The organism is Asticcacaulis sp. P2_C5 (assembly GCF_056404555.1).
Genome location: NZ_JBFUDU010000009.1, coordinates 65,659 through 82,170, shown reverse-complemented (window position 1 = coordinate 82,170; position 16,512 = coordinate 65,659). Strand labels below are relative to the sequence as shown.

Genomic DNA, 16,512 nt, shown 5'->3' with positions numbered 1-16,512 from the left:
ACGGGGCGGCGCTCACTTAGGGTTAAGATTTAAGCCCTACAAAAAGCACACGGAACGCCCGAAATTTATAAGCCAAAGGATTCGTGAATGCGCGACCCCATCGACAACCTGACCATGAACCTCGTGCCCATGGTCGTGGAGCAATCCAGCCGCGGCGAACGCGCCTACGACATCTTCTCGCGTATGCTGAAGGAACGGATCATCTTCCTGACCGGCCCGTTCGAGGACGGCATGGCGACGCTGATCTGCGCTCAGCTTTTGTTTCTCGAATCGGAAAACCCGAAGAAGGAAATCGCCATGTATATCAATAGCCCCGGCGGTCAGGTGACCTCGGCGCTGGCGATCTACGACACCATGCAATATATCAAATCGCCGGTTTCGACCGTCTGTATGGGCATGGCGGCTTCGGCCGGTTCGCTGATTCTGCAGGCCGGCGAAAAGGGCCAGCGCATCTCGCTGCCCAATTCGAAGATCATGGTCCACCAGCCTTCCGGCGGGGCACGCGGCATGGCCTCGGATATCGAAATCCAGGCCGAAGACATGCGCAAGACTAAGAAGCTGCTCAACGAAATCTACGTTAAGCACACGGGTCAAACCTATGACGTCATTGAGAAAACGCTGGATCGCGACCGCTATATGACGGCGGACGAGGCCAAGGAATTCGGCCTGATCGATCATGTGTATGAGAAGCGTTCGGACGCCGAAAACGCGGCCGCTTAGGGCATTCTGACGGGCTGCAAATCGTCATTTCCCATCAATGCGTCTTCGCATTGTTTTCACAATGCTCGGGATACGGTGCTCACGTACTTGAGTACGCTCCGCTCCGTTTCTCGCGCTCTAACGATTTTGGCTTCGCCGAACGTTGTTTCGCCGCGTCATAACGCCCTAAGATTATGTGAAAAAATTAGCGCGGCGCCTCATCAGCGCCGCGTTTTTTACGGTCTCTGCCTGAAGACGCGATAATGGCCTTCGCGGGCGGCGGCGATCATCGCCGAATCACCATCGGTGTCGCCATAGGCCTGATCCAGTATGAAATCGTCGCCGAAAACGGTGCGAAGACGGCACATTTTTTCATCCCCGCGGCAGTTCAGACCGTCGAGACTGGCCGTCAATCGGCCACCCGCATCGAATTTCAGCTTCGAGCCGATCACCCGATCGGCGCCGATCATCGCGCCAAAGGGCGCCACAACCAGTTCAGGCGAGGCCGTGACGATGACGCGAGTCAGGCCCGAATCAGCCAGGCTGTTCCAGCGGGCCAGGGCATCCGGCCGGAACAGTTTGCGGCCGGTTGCCGCGGCAAAAGCCTTGATCAGGATTTCAAGCTCGTCCTGAGGAATGGCCCCCAACAGATTGAAAAGAAATTGTGATTTCAGCGCGCCGCGGTCACGGGTTCGCAGGTAGTCGACGAAAATGCCCGGTCGGGAGAGGGCGGTAACGCCCAGTTTCAGCGGCCCTCCGGCGAACTCCAGAAAAGTGTTGAAGCTGTCTTTCCAGGTCAGGGTGCCATCGAAGTCGAAAGCGGCCACGGCTGCGGCATCATTCTTGCTTGTCTGTTGGCGGGCAATAGGGGCTTTGGCGGGCATGGGATGACACGATTTCTCTTAACTTAGGCCGACTGTGGCTTTTCTTCCACGCTTTTCACCCCATATGGGTGGCATCAGCGACATATTGATCGGACGGCGCGGTTGAGGCATGCTCTAAACTGTGCATAAATGGGGATCAATCGGGGCGATTGGTATTTGTGATGGTACGGCATTAGGCTTTATTAAGGGATAAAGGCCTATGGTACCGAAAATTGTGCGGCGAACGGTGACCGAAAAACATCGCCTTTTCCGCAACTTGAGGTGAAAAAAGCATATGACGAAAGCCGCGACAGGCGACAGCAAAAGCACCCTCTACTGCTCTTTCTGCGGAAAGAGCCAGCACGAGGTGCGCAAACTCATCGCCGGGCCGACCGTGTTCATCTGCGATGAATGCGTTGAGTTGTGTATGGATATCATTCGCGAAGAGCACAAGATCGCCTTCGTCAAGTCCAAGGATGGTGTGCCGACGCCCAAGGAAATCCGCGAAGTCCTGGATGACTATGTCATCGGCCAGGGCCAGGCGAAGAAGGTCCTGTCGGTCGCGGTGCACAACCACTACAAGCGCCTGAACCATGCCCAGAAGGGCAACGATGTCGAACTGGCCAAGTCGAACATCCTGCTGATCGGGCCGACCGGCTCCGGCAAGACACTTCTGGCCCAGACTCTGGCGCGTATCATCGACGTGCCCTTCACCATGGCGGACGCCACGACCCTGACCGAAGCCGGTTATGTCGGTGAAGACGTCGAAAACATCATTCTGAAGCTGCTCCAGGCCGCCGACTATAATGTCGAACGCGCCCAGCGCGGCATCGTCTATATCGACGAAGTCGACAAGATTTCGCGCAAGTCCGACAATCCGTCGATCACCCGCGACGTGTCGGGTGAAGGCGTGCAGCAGGCCCTGCTGAAGATCATGGAAGGCACGGTTGCCTCAGTTCCGCCCCAGGGCGGCCGCAAGCATCCGCAGCAGGAATTCCTGCAGGTCGACACGACCAACATCCTGTTCATCTGCGGCGGCGCTTTCGCCGGCCTGGAAAAGATCATTTCCGGCCGCGGCAAGGGCACGAGCATCGGTTTCGGCGCCTCGGTAAAGGACCCGGAAGAACGTCGTACCGGTGAAATCCTGCGTAATGTCGAGCCCGACGATCTGATGAAGTTCGGCCTGATTCCGGAATTCATCGGCCGTCTGCCGGTCCTGGCGACCCTGGAAGACCTCGATGAAGTGACCCTGGTCAAGATTCTGACCGAGCCGAAGAACGCCCTGATCAAGCAGTATCAGCGCCTGTTCGAGATGGAAAACGTGTCGCTGAACTTCACGCCGGAAGCCCTGATGAGCGTTGCCAAACGGGCGATCATTCGCAAGACCGGCGCCCGCGGCTTGCGTTCGATCCTGGAAGGCATCCTGCTCGACACGATGTACGAACTGCCCAATATGCAGGGCGTCGAAGAAGTCGTGATCAATGCGGAAGTCGTCGAGGAACGCGCCTCGCCACTGCTTATCTACAGCGAAAAGCGTTCGGGTGGCGGCGCAGCTTGACCTGCAGGCTATAAACGGCCAGTTTGCGGTCAAGATGCCCTCGAATTGTGAGCCTAGCCTTGCCCGATAAGACAGAAAACAAAGTGCGCCCTTCACGTCTGAAGGGCGCACTTTCGCGTTTGTACTGGGGTGTCGGCCGCCGGCTGGGCTTGCCCAATCCACCGCCTTCAATGCCGATGGCGAAAACCATGGCCATGCTGTCGACCATCGAGGCGGGGACGTGGTTGCCAGACGATGTGCCGTGTTACGACAAGACGGAGCTGGTCGACCTCGCGGTCACCCTCAACAGGCTTATCTATTCGCCATCCAGCCTGCGCAAGGCGTTGCAGGATCGCGGCGTGACGGTGACGCGCGCCGACTTTTATTCGGAGGTGCCGACGGTTGCCGAAATTGAAGCCAGTTTCGCGACGCCATCGAAGCTCAAGCTCGACAAGGTTTTTCCAGACCCTGAGTTCATGAAAGCCTGCCTGGCGGAACTCGAAGCGTTCGCGGGGGAGTTTACGGCGCCTGTGACCGCGCCCGACGCTTCGACCTATTCCTGGGAAGGCGTCGCTTTCGGTTTCTCCGATGCGCCGGCCTATTATTCCATGATCCGACTCAAAAAGCCGAAAACCATCATCGAGATCGGCAGCGGCGCCTCGACCCTTGTCGCGCGCATGGCCGTGGCGAAGAATGGTTTCGGCCGAATTATTGCCGTCGAGCCCTATCCGCTGGACTACCTGCCGGGCCTTAGCGATATCGACCTGGTCCGGAAACGGGCGCAGGACCTGGACAGCGCCTTCTTCAATGACCGGATGGAAGACGGCGATATGCTGTTTATCGATTCGACCCATACGGTGAAGCACGACTCGGATGTTCTGCACATCTACCTGCGTATCCTGCCGGAAATCCGCAAATCGATTACCGTCCACGCCCATGACATATATCTTCCCGGCACCTTGCCGGTGAACATGTTGCGCGAACACCAGGCCTATTGGAACGAACAGTATCTGCTATACGCCTATATGCTCGAAAATCCGCGTGTACGCACCCTGTTCAGCAGCCGCTATCATATGCAGTACAATCACGCGGCCTTGACCGCCTTCATGCATGAACAGTATGCACCGGGCGGTGCCAGCTTCTGGTTTGAACAAAGCGGACTTGTGAGGTAAGGCTATATTATGCAGCCGTCAGGCTGCCTGTTCCGAACCCTGTCTTGAACTTTTCGACGCGCCGCACCACATCAGTCTCGAAGCGATAAACCGTGACCTATTTGTCCCCATGTCACTGGCGAGGCGCCCTGATTGTTAAGACTCTGTTGAGTACGCGCGCGTAGGCTTTTAAACTATCGTTAAGCGGCGGCTGAGTCTTGTGCGAGGAGTACACATGCTAGAAACCCTGACCATTCCTGTCCTGCCGCTGCGCGACATTGTCGTCTTCCCGCATATGGTGGTGCCGCTGTTCGTCGGCCGCGAGAAGTCCGTGCATGCGCTGGACGAGGTCATGCGTGGCAACAAGCAGATCCTGCTGGCCACCCAGAAGAATTCGTCCGATGACGATCCCGACACCGATGCCATCTATGAAATCGGCGTGCTGGCCAATGTGCTGCAATTACTGAAACTGCCCGACGGGACCGTCAAGGTCCTGGTCGAGGGCAAGGCGCGGGCGCGCATCAAGCGCTTTGTCGCCACCGAACGCTATTACGAAGCCGAAGCCTATGTCCTGGAAGCCGCCCTGTCGGAAGGTCCGGACTTGGAAGCCCTGGTTCGCGCCGTTTCGGAACAGTTTGAAAACTACATCAAGCTGAACAAGAAGATTCCGCCGGAGGCCCTTCAGGCCATTGCGGAAATTTCCGACCCCGGCACCCTGGCCGACTCGATTTCGGCGCATCTGGTCGTCAAGATCGGCGACAAGCAGAACCTGCTGGAACAGCTTTCGGTCACCAAGCGTCTGGAGAAGATCTACGCCCTGATGGAGGGCGAGATTTCCGTGCTGCAGGTCGAGAAGAAGATCCGCTCGCGCGTCAAGCGCCAGATGGAGAAGACCCAGCGCGAATATTATCTCAACGAGCAGATGAAGGCCATTCAGCGCGAACTCGGCGAACAGGACGAGGGCAAGGATGAACTGGCCGAGCTCGAAAAGAAGATCAAGGGTACCAAGCTGTCCAAGGAAGCCCGCACCAAGGCGATGGCCGAGCTGAACAAGCTGCGCCACATGTCGCCCATGTCGGCCGAGAGCACGGTTGTTCGTAACTATCTCGACTGGCTGCTGTCGATTCCCTGGGGCGCTACCAAGCCCAAGGCCATCGACCTGAAGAAGGCCGAAGATATTCTCGAAGGCGATCACTACGGTCTCGACAAGGTCAAGGAGCGAATCCTCGAGCACCTGGCCGTCCAGGCGCGTATGGGCGCTTTGAAAGGCCCGATCCTGTGCCTCGTCGGTCCTCCGGGCGTCGGCAAGACGTCGCTCGGCAAGTCGATCGCCAAGGCGACCGGCCGTGAATTCGTGCGTATTTCGCTGGGCGGCGTGCGTGACGAATCGGAAATCCGCGGTCACCGCCGAACCTATATCGGCTCCATGCCTGGCAAGATCGTCCAGTCGATGAAGAAGGTGAAGACCACCAACGCCTTCTTCCTGCTCGACGAAATCGACAAGATGGGCGCCGACTGGCGTGGCGATCCAGCATCGGCTCTGCTCGAAGTCCTGGATCCGGCGCAGAACTCGACCTTCAACGACCACTATCTCGAAGTCGATTACGACCTGTCGAAGATCATGTTCGTCACCACGGCCAACAGCCTGAACATGTCGCAGCCTTTGCTCGACCGGATGGAGATCATCCGCATCCCCGGCTATACCGAGGATGAAAAGGTCGAGATCGCCAAGCGCCACGTCCTGCCGAATCTGATGAAGGATCACGGCCTGACCGAAGCAGAATTCGTGGTGCCGGAAAAGGCCATTCGCGACCTGATCCGCTACTATACCCGCGAAGCCGGCGTCCGTTCCCTGGAGCGCGAGCTGGGCAATCTGGCGCGCAAGGTCATCCGTGACCTCGTCCGTGAGAGCGTTACCTCGATCACCATCGACGATGAACGCCTGGCCAAATATGCCGGCGTCAAGAAGTATCACTATGGCGCAACCGACGAGACCGACCAGGTCGGTATCGTCACGGGTCTGGCCTGGACGGAATTCGGCGGCGATATCCTGACCATCGAAGCCATCCGCATGCCGGGCAAGGGCCTGATGAAGGTGACGGGCAACCTCAAGGAAGTGATGAAGGAGTCCGTTTCGGCGGCCAATTCCTACGTCAAGGCTTTGGGACCGCGCTTCGGCATCATCCCGCCTGTGTTCGACAAGACCGACGTCCACGTCCACGTGCCGGAAGGTGCGACCCCCAAGGACGGTCCGTCCGCCGGCGTCGCCATGGTCACGGCCATGGTTTCGGTTCTGACCGGCATTCCGGTGCGCAAGGATATCGCCATGACCGGCGAAATTACCCTGCGCGGCCGCGTCCTGCCGATCGGCGGATTGAAGGAAAAGCTGCTGGCGGCGCTGCGCTCAGGTATCAAGACCGTGCTTATTCCGAAAGAGAATGAGAAGGACCTGATCGACCTGCCGGCCAACGTCAAGTCGGGGCTCGAGATCATCCCCGTCGGCCAGGTCGAGGACGTTCTGAAACACGCCCTGACCAAGCCGCTGACGCCGGTGGAATGGATCGAACCGGTCATCGTCGCGACGGCTACGCCGTCGGTCGACGACGGTGAAGCTGCCACCGCGCACTGATCGATGCCGGCCTCCAACGCTCTGGCGTTGGCAAGGGCGACCGCCCGTCGCCGGTGATTCGGCGAGCCAAGCGGCGCTTGAGCGGAAAAAGAATCAGTTCCCTTGCCTGTAAGGCTTTGGGCCGGAATTGGGTCGTCCTGACTGTACAGGACGGTTCAGTTCCGGCCCTTTTGCTGTAAGGGATCGGTAAAAACGACGTGAAAACGCGCAAACCCTTAAAAAAACACGGTTTGCAGTGCAATAAACGGCATTTATTGCTTTGACGGGCGTTAAATTTTGTAGTCTCTATCGGCCTCACCCGTGGGCGACTCAAAGCCTTGCCTGGCAACGTGCTGCGGGGATGCTCGAGCTAACCGCCCTAAAATGGGTAAGGGAGAAAATATAATGACAAAAGCTGAACTCGTGGCCGCCATCGCCGATCAGGCCGGTCTGACCAAGGATCAAGCCAAGAAGGCGCTCGACGCCTTTACCGACAGCGTTGTGGGCGCCCTGAAGAAGGGCGACGACGTCCGCCTCGTGGGCTTTGGTACCTTCCTCGCCGTCAAGCGCGAAGCCGGCACGGCGCGTAACCCGCGCACGGGCGAAACCGTCCAGCGTCCGGCCAGCGTCACTGCGCGTTTCCGCGTTGGTGAAGGCTTGAAGGGCGCCCTGAACTAAGGTTCAGGTCCAGGCCTAGAAGTTTGGGGACGTTTCCACCTGGTGTGGAAACGTCTCTTGACTTTTATGGGGGTAGTTGGCAAAGCCTGACCTCCCTTGATAGGGGCGATTAGCTCAGCTGGTAGAGCGGCTCGTTTACACCGAGTAGGTCGGCGGTTCGAACCCGTCATCGCCCACCACCCTCCGCCTTCATAGGTTTCGCCAAGGCTTCGGGTGGCAGGCCACGCACAGACATCTTCGGATAGAAAGCAAAAGAATCTGCCAAGCGCAGAAGTGCCACACGAAGGCTTCCTTCGGCGAAGGCATGTCGCCCGAAGCTCTTTCCTGAGCTTAGCAAAGGAAATGAGAGCGAAGGGGGACGTTGCAGCGCGCCTCTTACTTACCTACATATGTTTGTATACGTTCAGGCGGGGCAGGCTCATATGTACTACGTCTACCTCCTTCGCAGCATACCCTTCCCCGAACAAACCTATATCGGTCAGACCGAAGACCTGAAAACCCGCCTCAGTACCCACATGCCGGCGGCAGCCCTTACACGGCAAAATTCAAGCCTTGGGCGCTCATAACGTACATCGCCTTCGACACCCACCAGAAGGCGCTGGATTTCGAGACCTATCTCAAATCCGGCTCTGGCCAAGCTTTTGCCAAAAAGCGCCTCTGGTAATTTTCAAAACTGCAAATCCGCCCTCACCGGGAAATGATCCGATCCCACATCGCCAAGCGTGCGATAGGTTCCGGCTTTAAAGCCATGTGTCAGGACCTGGTCGATCTGAATGGCCATCAAGGGACGCTGGGTGGGCCAGCTATAGGCCATGCCGGAGCCGAGCGGCCACTGCCAGCGATCTTCGATCAACGGCGCCATATTACGCGACCACAGGGTTGTGTTGAAATCGCCCGCCAGGACGACGGGCTTGGTCTCCTGTCCGGCCATATCTGCCAGTTGTCGCAGATACAGTCGGTTGTCGGCCTCGAGCCGGAGCCGGGCTGGCGGCATGGTGTGGACGACATACAGGATGTAGGTGGCGAACTCTGCCCGGATCAGCGGCATGCCGCGGTTTCCGACATGCAGTAGTCTGGCGTCAAAAGGGGCCTTGGCATAAAGGCTGAGTCCGAAAACCCCGAGTTCGGCCGGCGTAAAACGGTAAGGATAGTCGACGCCCAGCGTGTCCAGGCGCGTAATCCAGTCGGGCGTGGTCTCAATCCCGACGAAGACATCGGGCTGCTCACGGTGGACCATGGCCAGGACGCGATCATAGGCCGTGCTGTCGCACAGCACATTCGCGGAGACGAGGCTGAGGGACGCAGAGGCGGGGGCGGGCAGGGTAGCGCGTCCGATGAGGCGGAAGGTCATGGGCGTGGCGTCCAGGGCCGCTACAGCTGCCGCAACGAGGGCAAGCCTAGGGAACCTCAGCCCGGCGGCAAATGCCGCGAGGGTGACCGTGGCGAGGAACAGTTGCAGGCGGAACGGCGCCAGCATTTCCCCCTGCCAGTCCACGAAGGTGCCGGAGACGGCGAGGAACAGGCCGACCAGGATGAGGATGAGCGTGAGCGTGAGCGTGAGTCTATGCGCCTGGTGCATATTCGCCTGCGGCCATCAAAATTGAAAAAGCCGTTGCGACTGGAATCGCAGCGGCTTTTTACGATGAATAAAAAATCAACGATTAGAACTGGAAGCGTGTCCGCAAGGCAACCGAGTAGTTGCTATAGTTATCCTGCTTTTCGTAGTCGCCTTCCAGGCCGAAATAGCTCCATTCATTGTCGGCTGACAGGCGGAAGCCGGCGATGGGGCCACCACCTTCGAGATTGCCGCCTGTCAGTGTGAAGGGCGTGCCCGCCGCACCGAAATGCGAGGTCGTGTTGGCCAGCTCGACGGAGATGTTCTGCTTGTAGCCAACCCACAGTTCCGGCTTGATGAACCCCTTGCCGTAGCTGAAGTTGACCATGGCGGTCGAGGACAGCAGATGGCTGGTTCGCTCGTCGACCGTCAGGTCGAACAGCGAACCGCCGCCGGTTTCCGTGCGGGCATTTTCCTTCAGCGAATAGTAGTCGGCGAGCAAGGTCGGCGTCACACCCAGGCCGCCCAGCTTGTAATCCACCGAAGCGCCCGCGCCGGCGCTGGTCGAGTAGCCGTTCCACTTGGCCTTGGACATGTGGACGAGGTCAGCGCTCTGGCGGGTCGATTCGAAGTTGGTATAGCCGACACCGGCGTGGGCCCAGCCCTTGAAAGCGCCGGTATACAGGCGCCAGTAGCCGCCGACCGTGACGTCAGAATTGACCATCTCTTCCTGGGCAATGGCGAACGTGTCCGCCGGGGTCGCCGAGGTATAGGAGAGGTAAACACCGATCGTCTGATTGCCGTAGATTTCGGATTCGCGGCCGCCGGCGAAGCTGAAGCCGGTCGACTTGAATCCTGCGGTATCGGAATAGCCGCGTTCGGTGTGGTAACCGTATTCCTGGATCCAGTATTGGCCGCCGACCCGCGGAACCAGGGTCAGTGAACCCAGCGACCGGGTGAGCGAGCTGGAACCCAGCGACAGGTCGAGCAGGTTTTCACCGGAATAATCGGGCAGGTATTGGTTGAAAATCCGGTCGAAGCCTTCCTTGTTGGTTTGCGACAGGAGTTGCGACGTCGCACCGGCGTCGCCGGCGAGGACCGACAGGACAGGTGTCAAGGCCGCGTACTGGTTGTCCGAGAACAGGGCTTCCGACTGGCTCTTCAGGCGGAAATTGGCCGACAGCTCCGTGCTGCCGGTGTTCTTGGTCAGGTCCGCATGGTAGAGGTAGGGAATGAAGCCGTCCAGCGTACCTGTCGCCATATTGCCGAGATCGATGCTGCTGCCGGTGAGAATCTTGAACGTGGTTGGCGCGGTGACCAGCTTGTTCGTGGTCAGGTTCAGCTTGGCGCCGTTGGCAAACACCACAGCGCCGGTTCCGGTCAGGACCGGGACGGTTGGATGGTCGGTGTCGAGTGAGATGGCCAGGGTGCTGGTCGCGCCGACATTGACCGTTGTCGTGTTCAGCTTGGAGCCCGACAGCAGCACCATGGTGCCTTCGGAAACATTCAACGCAACGGTGCCGGCGCCGGTCATCTTGCCGATATAGCCCGACTTGCCCGACAGGGCGAAGCTGTTGACGCCCGCGCCGAAATCGACAGCGCCGGTAACGCTGCCGCCCTGGACCGAGATGACGTCGTCGCCGGAACCCAGCAGGATGTCGCCGGTGATATTAGGCGGCGAAATCGCCTTGTCGGCATCGCTGTCGGTCGGCGCAACATCGATCTGCGTCAGGGTCAGCCCGTGCGTGTTGGTCCGGGTATCGATGGCGATGCCGGGGTTGGTGATCGCTTCTGCGACGCCGTCGCCGTCATTGTCGCTGGCCGAGACCGATGCCGTGATAACGTTGCGGTTGGTGATGCTGGTCAGGGTATCCGACTTGTCGCGGATAGCAATGGTCGTCGGATTGGTCGATCCGACCGATGTGGCATAGATAGCCGAGCTCTTGTTGACATTGATGATCGGCAGGGTGGCGCCGCTCGCGATATCAACGGTGACAACCGACACGGGGCCGACGGTATAGGTCGTCGTGGTGCCCGACGTTACCGGCGTGAGCGATACGGTGCCCGTTGCCTGGACGACACCGTCAACATCAAGCCGCGGGGTCGTGGCGCCGGAAGCGAACAAAACGGCGGTCGCCGTGGTCGGGGTGGTGGCACCGACAGCCTTGGCCGAAACCGTGCCCGAAATCTGCACGCCATTCGCCAGGTTCACGGCGTGACCGAGGCCACCAAGTTGCACGGCCAGGGCATTGCGGCCCGAATAGACGCCGTTACCGCTGACATTGCCGCGAATCGACAGGGCATAGTTGTAGGCCGGCGGCGTGACGGCCGTGCTGGCATATTCGAGGCCGCCGATCGTCAGGTCCTGAGTCGACGATGCGACGCGCAGGGCAGCGGCTTCGCCATAGTTGGCGAGGTTGGCTACCGACTGGGACGAATCGAGCGTGCCGTCGCCGTCTTCGTCCGGATTGCTGTCGATGTTGGCGTCGGTATTGGTGTCGACATTATTGGCCTGGGTGGTGCCGATCAGGATGCCCTTTGAGACATTGCCGGATATATCGACCAAGACACCGGTTTGCAGCAGGTCGGCTGGCGTGGCGAGCACCTTGGCCAGGGCGTCGGCGTTGAGCGCATCGACCGTGGCGTAGCCGGTGCCCGTATAGGTGCCGTCGATCAGGACATTGCTGCCGAAGTCGCCTTTCAGCGACACAGCTGACCCGCCGGTGCCGTGAGTGCCGATGGAGCCCGACAGATAGACCTTGCCGGTTGCGCCGTTTTCAAGAGAGACACCTTTATTGTTGTCGCCTTCCATTGCGATGGCGCCGTCCATGGTAAAAGCGCCCTGGACGTTGTTCTCGAAGCGGACGCCGTAAGAGTTCTGGCCCGAGACGGTAACGGTGCTGCCGCTCTTTATCTCGACATTGCCGATAAACGGCGTCGTTCCCGTCGAGTGGATGCCGTAACGCTGCTTGTCGTCGGCGAACGGGCCATCGAGGATCGTATCCGTGTTGACCGAATCGGTCGCCGTGAAATCATCCGTCACCGTGATAGCGGCGTTGATGGTCAGATCCGCCGTACGCCCGCCGTCGACCAGGATACCGGTCGAACCGGCGGCCGACTTGGCCATGTCGATCTTGCCGTTGAGCGTGACGTCGTTGTCGGAGTCCACCGTGACGGCGGTCCCCGTCGTCAGGGTGATCGAGCCCGCGCTGTCGACCGTCAGGTCACCGGTCACCGACGTCTTTACCGGCGCCGTCGTGGCGGTCGAAATAGTCGTGGCGGCCAGGGCATGACCTGTCAGGCTAAAGGCCGCAAGCGTCATGCTGAGGGCGGTTGCGGTCAGAAGTCGGTTTTTGCGCATTTGGTTAAGCTTCCCTGGGGTGCTCTTGTCTCGATGAGTAGTCGGCGGGACATGTATGTCGCCGCTGTCGTATGGCAGCGTCTCTCTTAGCCTTAAATATCCGCCGCGAAAAGGGTTCCGGCACGGTTTGCGGCACAGTTGCGGCGGTATTGCCGTTAGGCATGCCGGTTTTGTGGCAAATTTGAAAATAAAGAGGGCTTAATTAAGGCCGCACGCGCGAAGAGCGCCATGATTCCCGGCCGCGAGTCACGGATATTCCATGCCCCGCAAGGGCAGAATTTTAGTTTCCGGATATGAAAGAAGGATTGGGAATGCGATTGCCACCGTGTGCCTGATATTCAGGCAGGGGTGGCGCGAGTGACGGGACTCGAACCCGCGACCCTCGGCGTGACAGGCCGATACTCTAACCAACTGAGCTACACCCGCATTCCCTGGTTCCGGACGCTTTCGAATGCCGTAGTCAGCGGCGGCGTCTGGAGGTGCGGTTGATAGTTCGGGCGTCTTCGGGTGTCAAGCGCGTTGTCGCGAATATTCTGACAAAATTTGGGATGGTTTGAATTAATTGCGAGTGATTTTCATAAGCAATTCAAGGCACGGGCATTTTGCCGCAGAGGGCATCTAAAAAAGCAATAATTTCGCTAAAACCCGTTTTTTTTGCACTGCAAAGGTTTGAAGCGTGGCACAGACTGGTCTAATAGGCTGTTGAATCGAGTCCTGCTGACGGTTAACGGCGGCCCCGAACGACATATAAAGCGTCGGCTGCGTAGAGGTGCCCTTCATGAATGACGAACTGGCCAAGTTTCTGCTGAACTACCTGCCGATCATCATCTTTTTCGTCATCGCCACCGCACTTGGCTGCGGGTTTCTGATCGCCGCCTTCGTCATGGCGCCCAAGGCGCCCGACACGGAAAAGCTGTCGGCCTATGAATGCGGCTTCAACGCCTTTGATTCGGCGCGGCAGAAGTTCGATGTTCGCTTCTATCTGGTGTCGATCCTCTTCATCGTCTTCGATATCGAAGCGTCGTTCCTGTTTCCGTGGGCCGTGTCGCTGTTCGACATGACGGCGGACAAGATGCATTACGCCTTCTGGACGATGGTCATCTTCCTGGTCGAACTGGCGCTCGGCTATATCTATGTGTGGAAAAAAGGAGCCCTCGAATGGGAGTGATTTTACCTGCGGGTTCGGCGGGGCGGTCTTCCGTCGAGGGGTATGATCCGGCCGTTCACGACAAGTTCTTCGAAAGCGTATCGACGGAATTGAACGAGAAGGGCTTTCTGGTCGCTTCGGCCGACGATGTTATCACCTGGGCGCGCACCGGCTCGCTGATGTGGATGACGTTTGGCCTGGCGTGCTGCGCCGTCGAGATGATGCAGGCGTCGATGCCGCGCTACGACATGGAACGCTTCGGCATGGCGCCGCGCGCCAGTCCGCGCCAGTCAGACCTGATGATCGTCGCCGGCACCCTGACCAACAAGATGGCGCCGGCTCTGCGCAAGGTCTATGACCAGATGCCCGATCCGCGTTACGTCCTGTCGATGGGCAGCTGCGCCAATGGCGGTGGCTACTACCACTATAGTTATAGTGTCGTGCGCGGTTGCGACCGGATTGTTCCGGTCGATGTCTATGTTCCGGGCTGCCCGCCATCGGCCGAGGCCCTGTTGTACGGCCTTCTGCAATTGCAGAAGAAGATTCGCCGTACCGGCAATATTCGGCGCTAGGGGAGGGTATTGACAATGAGCATCGAAAAACTGCAGTCCCTGGCCGACAAGGCAAAGGCTGAATTCAAGGAAGCCATCGTCGACACCAAACTGGCGTTTGGCGAACTGACCCTGACGATCGAGCGCGAGCGCATTGTCGAGGTTCTGACCAAGCTGAAGCAGGAGCCGTACCGTTTCCACCAACTGATCGATATCTGCGGCGCCGACTATCCCAAGCGGGCGCGCCGGTTCGACATCGTTTATCACCTGCTGTCACTCAATCATAATGTGCGCCTGCGCCTGAAGGTCATGACCGACGAGGTCGTGCCGGTGCCCAGCGTCCGCAGCGTCTATCCAAACGCTGACTGGTACGAGCGCGAAGCCTTCGACATGTATGGGATTCTGTTTTCGAACCATCCCGATCTGCGCCGCCTGCTGACGGACTACGGCTTCGAAGGCCATCCGCTACGCAAGGACTTCCCGATGACAGGCCATGTCGAGGTCCGTTACGACGAAGAACAGAAGCGTGTGGTTTATGAGCCGGTGAAGCTGGTTCAGGAGTATCGCAAGTTCGACTTCCTGTCGCCGTGGGAGGGTGCGCAATACGTGCTGCCCGGTGACGAAAAGGCTAAGACCTGAACGGCGCAGGCCGGACGGGGCACGATCGCCGGCGCCTGTCGCGCGGTGGGGCAAACGAATATAGTATTGAAGGATAAGGGCATTATCCATGGCAGATGATGTAACATCACAGGTCGGGCACAAGGCGGAAGACGATCGTAAGTTCACGATCAACTTCGGCCCGCAGCATCCGGCTGCCCACGGGGTTCTGCGCCTTGTCCTGGATCTCGACGGTGAAGTCGTCGAACGCGTCGATCCGCATATCGGCCTGTTGCATCGTGGCACCGAGAAGCTGATGGAGGCGCGGACCTATCTGCAGAACATCCCCTATTTCGACCGTCTCGACTATGTCGCGCCGATGAACCAGGAACACGCCTTCGTCCTGGCGATCGAAAAGCTGCTGGGAATCGATGTCCCCAAGCGCGCGCAATATATCCGCGTCATCTTCTCTGAAATCGGCCGCATCCTGTCGCACATCCTCAACGTCACCACCCAGGCCATGGATGTCGGCGCCCTGACGCCGCCGCTGTGGGGCTTTGAGGAACGCGAAAAGTTGATGGTGTTCTATGAGCGGGCCTGCGGCGCGCGTCTTCACGCCAACTATTTCCGTCCCGGCGGTGTCCACCAGGACCTGACGCCGGAACTGATCGAGGACATGATCGTCTGGTGCAAGCAGTTCGGTCCGGCCTTGAAGGATATCGAGTCCCTGGTTACCGAAAACCGCATCTTCAAGCAGCGCAATGTCGATATCGGCGTGGTCAGCAAGCAGCAGGCCTTCGACTGGGGTTTTACCGGTGTGCTGATTCGCGGTTCGGGCGTCGCCTGGGACCTGCGCAAGTCGCAGCCCTATGAATGCTACGCCGAGCTCGATTTCGATATCGTCCTCGGCAAGAACGGCGACTGCTGGGATCGCTATTTGTGCCGCATCGAAGAGATGAAGCAGTCCGTCAAGATTATGCAGCAATGCCTTGACAAGCTTAAGGTAACGCCAGGCGAAGTCCTGTCACAGGATCACAAGGTGACGCCGCCGCGCCGGGCTGAAATGAAGAATTCGATGGAAGCCCTGATCCATCACTTCAAGCTCTACACGGAAGGCTTCAAGACACCGGAAGGCGAGGTCTATGCCTGTGTCGAAGCACCCAAGGGCGAGTTCGGTGTCTATCTGGTGTCGGATGGCACCAATAAGCCCTATCGCTGCAAGATTCGCGCGCCGGGCTTCCCGCACCTCCAGGCCATGGACTGGATGAACCGGGGCCACCTGCTGGCGGACGTTTCGGCCATTCTGGGCTCGCTCGACATCGTGTTCGGGGAGATCGACCGATGACCGCAGCCGACCAGGCCACCTGGCGTCACCACCATCCGCTCTATATTCTGGCCATTTCGACGGCAATCACGGCGGTCATTATCTCGCTGGTCGTTCTTATTCGCTGGTGGCTGAGCCGTGCGGCCTGGCAATATCATCCTGGCGGCGCCAAAGGTTTTCTGAAGGACGAGTTCGCGCGCTGGGGCGTAGCAATCGGGCCGATCATCCTGGTCGGGCTGTTCCTGAAATATTACATCTATGCCTATCGCCCGGATCTCGACAACACGACGACCTGGATGATCTATGGCCTGTCGATGGTTACCATCCGCATGGTGGTGCGCCGGCTGCCCTATGTGAAGGCCGTCGCCCGCCATATCGACGCCGCCCGGGACAAGGCGCGCGCCGCCAAGTTGGGGCAGCAGCCATGAATCCTGTGCAATC

At 58.9% G+C, this 16,512-nt stretch carries 13 protein-coding genes and 2 tRNA genes; 11 read left to right on the top strand and 4 right to left on the bottom strand.

The window, feature by feature from the left end:
* Positions 1-87: 87 nt before the first annotated feature.
* Positions 88-720 carry an ATP-dependent Clp protease proteolytic subunit gene (locus tag AC1DXO_RS16575; protein ID WP_476979276.1) on the top strand — a complete coding sequence of 211 codons (633 nt, stop codon included), beginning with the start codon at positions 88-90 and terminating at the stop codon, positions 718-720.
* Between the two features lie 215 nt (positions 721-935).
* Here the strand turns inward: AC1DXO_RS16575 and AC1DXO_RS16570 are convergent, their stop codons facing one another.
* A complete protein-coding gene (locus tag AC1DXO_RS16570; protein ID WP_476979275.1) occupies positions 936-1,583 on the bottom strand; it encodes an HAD-IB family hydrolase in 648 nt (215 codons plus the stop codon).
* Between the two features lie 274 nt (positions 1,584-1,857).
* On the opposite strand from AC1DXO_RS16570, the gene clpX reads away from it, so the two are divergent.
* The 5 genes from clpX to AC1DXO_RS16545 all read left to right on the top strand — a co-directional run bounded on the left by clpX (position 1,858) and on the right by AC1DXO_RS16545 (position 7,715).
* Positions 1,858-3,120, top strand: coding sequence for an ATP-dependent Clp protease ATP-binding subunit ClpX (gene clpX, locus AC1DXO_RS16565; RefSeq protein WP_476979274.1), 1,263 nt, complete (start codon positions 1,858-1,860; stop codon positions 3,118-3,120).
* A gap of 83 nt (positions 3,121-3,203) precedes the next feature.
* The gene (locus AC1DXO_RS16560) at positions 3,204-4,271 is read left to right on the top strand and encodes a class I SAM-dependent methyltransferase (protein WP_476979273.1); all 1,068 of its coding nucleotides are present in this window, start codon (positions 3,204-3,206) and stop codon (positions 4,269-4,271) included.
* Between the two features lie 214 nt (positions 4,272-4,485).
* Entirely contained in the window at positions 4,486-6,879 is a 2,394-nt protein-coding gene (gene lon / locus AC1DXO_RS16555) for an endopeptidase La (RefSeq protein WP_476979272.1), read from the top strand.
* Positions 6,880-7,260: 381 nt separating this feature from the next.
* A complete protein-coding gene (locus AC1DXO_RS16550) occupies positions 7,261-7,536 on the top strand; it encodes an HU family DNA-binding protein (protein WP_476979461.1) in 276 nt (91 codons plus the stop codon).
* Between the two features lie 103 nt (positions 7,537-7,639).
* Positions 7,640-7,715: transfer RNA gene (locus tag AC1DXO_RS16545), tRNA-Val, on the top strand.
* 488 nt (positions 7,716-8,203) lie between these two features.
* On the opposite strand, the gene AC1DXO_RS16540 is transcribed toward AC1DXO_RS16545, so the two are convergent.
* The 3 genes from AC1DXO_RS16540 to AC1DXO_RS16530 form a co-directional block, all read right to left on the bottom strand.
* Positions 8,204-9,115 (bottom strand): endonuclease/exonuclease/phosphatase family protein, encoded by a 912-nt coding sequence (locus AC1DXO_RS16540; RefSeq protein WP_476979271.1) that lies wholly within the window; start codon positions 9,113-9,115, stop codon positions 8,204-8,206.
* Positions 9,116-9,197: 82 nt separating this feature from the next.
* On the bottom strand, positions 9,198-12,452 hold the full coding sequence (locus AC1DXO_RS16535) for an autotransporter outer membrane beta-barrel domain-containing protein (RefSeq protein ID WP_476979270.1): 3,255 nt from the start codon (positions 12,450-12,452) through the stop codon (positions 9,198-9,200).
* 349 nt (positions 12,453-12,801) lie between these two features.
* Positions 12,802-12,878: transfer RNA gene (locus tag AC1DXO_RS16530), tRNA-Asp, on the bottom strand.
* Positions 12,879-13,242: 364 nt separating this feature from the next.
* Between AC1DXO_RS16530 and ndhC the strand changes: the two genes are divergently transcribed.
* The 5 genes from ndhC (at position 13,243) to AC1DXO_RS16505 (ending at position 16,499) form a co-directional block, all read left to right on the top strand.
* Positions 13,243-13,620 carry an NADH-quinone oxidoreductase subunit A gene (ndhC, locus tag AC1DXO_RS16525; protein ID WP_476979460.1) on the top strand — a complete coding sequence of 126 codons (378 nt, stop codon included), beginning with the start codon at positions 13,243-13,245 and terminating at the stop codon, positions 13,618-13,620.
* Entirely contained in the window at positions 13,590-14,171 is a 582-nt protein-coding gene (locus AC1DXO_RS16520) for a NuoB/complex I 20 kDa subunit family protein (RefSeq protein WP_476979269.1), read from the top strand. Before ndhC ends, AC1DXO_RS16520 begins: the two co-directional genes overlap by 31 nt.
* 15 nt (positions 14,172-14,186) lie before the next feature.
* Complete coding sequence (locus tag AC1DXO_RS16515) at positions 14,187-14,789, top strand: NADH-quinone oxidoreductase subunit C (protein ID WP_476979268.1); 603 nt, start codon at positions 14,187-14,189, stop codon at positions 14,787-14,789.
* Positions 14,790-14,877: 88 nt separating this feature from the next.
* Complete coding sequence (locus AC1DXO_RS16510) at positions 14,878-16,092, top strand: NADH-quinone oxidoreductase subunit D (RefSeq protein WP_476979267.1); 1,215 nt, start codon at positions 14,878-14,880, stop codon at positions 16,090-16,092.
* Positions 16,089-16,499 (top strand): hypothetical protein, encoded by a 411-nt coding sequence (locus AC1DXO_RS16505; RefSeq protein WP_476979266.1) that lies wholly within the window; start codon positions 16,089-16,091, stop codon positions 16,497-16,499. Before AC1DXO_RS16510 ends, AC1DXO_RS16505 begins: the two co-directional genes overlap by 4 nt.
* Positions 16,500-16,512 lie beyond the last annotated feature (13 nt).